The 3,456-nt window shown below is 45.7% G+C and carries 6 protein-coding genes and 1 pseudogene; 3 read left to right on the top strand and 4 right to left on the bottom strand.

All coding sequences use genetic code 11. From position 1 onward, the window contains the following. Both ACKI3C_RS10370 and ACKI3C_RS10365 read left to right on the top strand, forming a co-directional pair. A pseudogene (locus ACKI3C_RS10370) lies at window positions 1-580 on the top strand (hypothetical protein); the annotation flags it as partial. Between the two features lie 139 nt (window positions 581-719). After that, window positions 720-1,898, top strand: a complete 1,179-nt coding sequence (locus ACKI3C_RS10365) for a toxin glutamine deamidase domain-containing protein (protein ID WP_407404735.1) — start codon at window positions 720-722, stop codon at window positions 1,896-1,898. On the opposite strand, the gene ACKI3C_RS10360 is transcribed toward ACKI3C_RS10365, so the two are convergent. From ACKI3C_RS10360 to ACKI3C_RS10345, 4 genes are read right to left on the bottom strand one after another with little or no spacing between them, the layout of a single operon-like run. Next, on the bottom strand, window positions 1,887-2,096 hold the full coding sequence (locus ACKI3C_RS10360; RefSeq protein ID WP_407404732.1) for a hypothetical protein: 210 nt from the start codon (window positions 2,094-2,096) through the stop codon (window positions 1,887-1,889). The two genes, ACKI3C_RS10365 and ACKI3C_RS10360, sit on opposite strands and share 12 nt — an antisense overlap. Before the next feature lie 20 nt (window positions 2,097-2,116). Further along, entirely contained in the window at window positions 2,117-2,431 is a 315-nt protein-coding gene (locus ACKI3C_RS10355; protein ID WP_407404730.1) for a hypothetical protein, read from the bottom strand. A gap of 22 nt (window positions 2,432-2,453) precedes the next feature. Beyond that, entirely contained in the window at window positions 2,454-2,843 is a 390-nt protein-coding gene (locus ACKI3C_RS10350; protein WP_407404728.1) for a hypothetical protein, read from the bottom strand. A gap of 5 nt (window positions 2,844-2,848) precedes the next feature. After that, the gene (locus tag ACKI3C_RS10345; protein WP_407404726.1) at window positions 2,849-3,046 is read right to left on the bottom strand and encodes a hypothetical protein; all 198 of its coding nucleotides are present in this window, start codon (window positions 3,044-3,046) and stop codon (window positions 2,849-2,851) included. Between the two features lie 32 nt (window positions 3,047-3,078). On the opposite strand from ACKI3C_RS10345, the gene ACKI3C_RS10340 reads away from it, so the two are divergent. Continuing rightward, a partial coding sequence (locus ACKI3C_RS10340) for an Rpn family recombination-promoting nuclease/putative transposase (protein ID WP_407404724.1) occupies window positions 3,079-3,456 on the top strand: 378 nt, incomplete at its 3' end.

Genomic DNA, 3,456 nt, shown 5'->3' with positions numbered 1-3,456 from the left:
CTTGTACTTTGACCTGGGCAAAGGCGAGGACTTTGTGTATCGTGGACAGACCACTTTCCGTGGCATGACCAAAGACGACACGCTGCAAATTTCTACAAAGGAAGATAATGCCATACGCATGAAGACTCCTGGCGAGGTGTTTCCCGAGTATTACCTTATACGCGTGAACGCATTCAATAAAATTGCTGAGAACCACCTGGAGGAATGGATTAAATACCTCAAAGACGGCGATATAGATGACAACACGACTGCGCCAGGCCTCCAAGAAGCGAAGAAGAAATTGGAGTACATGGCAATGAGCAAAAAGGAAAAAGACGCCTACTTTGAACACCTCAACGAGCAGATGATCCAAAACGATATCATGGACACTGCCCGCATCGAAGGTCGCGCCGAAGGATTAAAAGAAGGATTAAAAGAAGGTCGTGCGGAAGGTCGTGCGGAAGGACATGCGGAAGGACGTGCGGAAGGTCGCGACGAGGAGCGAATCAAAAACGCTATAGGATTCAAGAATGCTGGTGTACCCCTTGAAACGATTGCACCTGTAACAGGGCTTAGCATCGAAGAAATTATAAATCTGTAAAACACAAGTAAATAGATAGCAATGGCGGTTCAATTCACCTGGACCGCTATTTTTTTCAGGTCTTTACCGCAGGGTGCGCAGTGCTGATGGGGAACTGCATCTCTCCGAGGCGGCAAAAGCATTCCACCCAGGGCAGGGAGTGTACCGCTCATCGTATGCCAACGCCATGCGCCTTGCACGCACCGAAATCAACATGGCATACCGCACGGCTGACTATGAGCGTTTCCAGCAGCTTGACTTCGTGGTAGGCTTTAAGGTGGTGCTGTCAAATAACCACACCTGCAAGGGCGTGAAGGGCATCTTCGTTGACATCTGCGATGAACTGCAGGGCGAGTACCCTAAGGACTTCAAGTTCGTAGGCTGGCATCCTCATTGCCGTTGCCACGTAGAAGCAATTCTAAGCACCGAGGACGAGATAAAGCAAAACCTCAAGGACATTCTACAAGGCAAGGAAACGGAGTTGCAGAGCGTCAACGAGGTGCGTGAGTTACCCGACAACTTCAAGAACTGGCTTAAGAACAACGCTGAGCGTTCAATGCAACACTACTCCATGCCGTATTTTATTAGAGACAATAAGAAGTATGTGCCTCAAATTTACAGGGACGCATACGGAATGCGCAATGCCTACGATACCTTTGCTGAATACGAAAAGGCTATGCGGTACAATGCAAAGAATGCCAACTTTAGCAAAGAACAACTCGCAAACATACGTGAGCTTAATAAAGTGCTTCCTGTCATGCAAGGGCAGATAATGGATATTGCAAAGGCTGACACAGGCAAGCCTAACCCTAACTTTGATATAAAAGGCGCAAAGGTAAAAGGATATCGTCATAACTGTCAAACATGTACTATGGCTTATGAATTAAGGCGCAGAGGGTTCGATGTAGAGGCAATGAGGAGTCCTTCATCAAATAAGTCAAAAGTGAATTTTTATAATTTCTGCGAAAGAAAAGGACTTGATTGGCATGATAGATTTCTTGAACAAGACGGAAGTAGGCCTAAATATACGTGGTCAACGGAATTATTCAAGAACAACATCAAAAGCAAAGTGGATTTTATAGAAAATTCTGCCAGCAAGACCGGGAGATACGAAATATACTGTGAATGGAAGAATGGGGGAGCACACGTATTTTGCCTTGAGCGACAAAGTAATGGTAACTTGTTATGGATTGACCCACAGTCGGGCAAGAAGGGAGGCGCAAAAGTGTTTAACGATTATATAAAATTAATGCGCCACACCAGAATTGGAGTAATGCGCATTGATGATAAGATAATCAACCCAGCCTTTGCTGAAAGGTTATTGAGGTCAGAAGGGTAATTCAAGCGTCTCAAGCCCGCATGCTATATAAACCTCTTCGTGATTATCGGCTATATAGCAAGGTAAACCAGTAGGCACTATTTCTTTGCTCTCGTTGATTTCTGCATAGTAGTTAACACCCTCGTATGTTCCTATAAATTCAAGTTTACCAAAGCCTTGTTCGGTGGCATACTTGATTACGTGTTCTGGAATGTTCATAATTACTTTGTTTTACTTGGTTACGTACAAGCGATGAACAGGGCGAGAGTTGTAGCAATAGCGATGATTGCTTGAATGGCGGTCGTGATGATGAACTTCCAGTCGGTGGGGTTATTCAACTTGGGGTTGTTGATGATGTAGGCACGACCAGCGATGGTCATCTTCACATCAACAACCTTGTCATAGTCAATCACGACCTCAACCAAGCCGAGCGACTGCAACGAGAGCAGTGCTTCAAGATAGACATACTTGTCAAGACCAAAGTTGTCGTAGTCACCTTGGCTGATGCGGATAAACAACCGCTTCTCGATACGTGTCAACCTCAACCTGTTCATGCGCTTGCAAAGTTAATAAAAATTATCCATATATCCACTCACCGAACACGGCATATTGAAGAACTGCATCGCAGTCGATCATGTCAGCCGAGCCGTCATTCTCAACCACACGTGCCCACATAGAGGGGTTGTTGGCTTGCAGCAGGTCGAGGCCAGTGAGGATGTCCTCAAGCGTTAACCCATGTTCTTCTCCCTCTTCCATGTCGGTAACGGTCAGTGCACAACCATCAAGGATAGCCCTTGCCCACACGTCTTCAAGGCAGTCGCCCTTGCGTGCGTAAGTGCTGTGGGTGTCCTCGTCAAGCCTTGCTCTTGCCCAAAAGTTGCCGAAGAACATGGTGCTGAATAAATCGCTCAAAAACTCGCGTCTTTGTTGTTCGTTGTGAAGTCTGTTGTAAAATACTGTACTCATAGTTGTTACTTGTTTGTTTGCTTTTTGCGGTAAATAGAATGTTTGCTGATGATGCAGTTGCCAGTGCTAACTGGAGCACCGTCAACCTTGATGTTGTGTTGCCAAAGCTCAGCCAGCGTTGCGCCAACCACTTCCTCGGTCAGCAGGTCGTAGATAGCAACTTTTTTTGCACAAATTTCGGCAAATACTTGTAAATGTGACACAGTTTATATATTTTTGCACAAAATGAATGACTATGGCTGAAAACAAATACATACGGTTTGACTGGGCGGCAAAGAAAATCTTGCGCGACAAGGAGAATTTCAGCATTCTTGAAGGACTCATCACGGTTCTCTTGGGTGAGAAGGTGACTATTGTCGAGATTCTTGAAAGCGAGAGTAACCAGATGGACACCAGTGACAAGTTCAACCGCGTTGATATCAAGGCTCGCAACAGCAAGGATGAGATAATCCTCGTGGAAATACAACTCACTCGAGAAATTTATTTCCTCGAGCGCATCCTTTATGGCGTTGCCAAGGCGATTACCGAGCACATTACCCTGGGGCAAAAGTATGACCAAGTGAAGAAGGTTTACTCCATCAGCATCTTGTACTTTGACCTGGGCAAAGGCGAG

The organism is Sodaliphilus sp., assembly GCF_045598405.1.
Lineage (GTDB): Bacteria > Bacteroidota > Bacteroidia > Bacteroidales > Muribaculaceae > Sodaliphilus > Sodaliphilus limicaballi.
The sequence above is the reverse complement of the archived record's forward strand: the minus strand, read 5'-3'. Positions and strand labels throughout refer to the sequence as shown.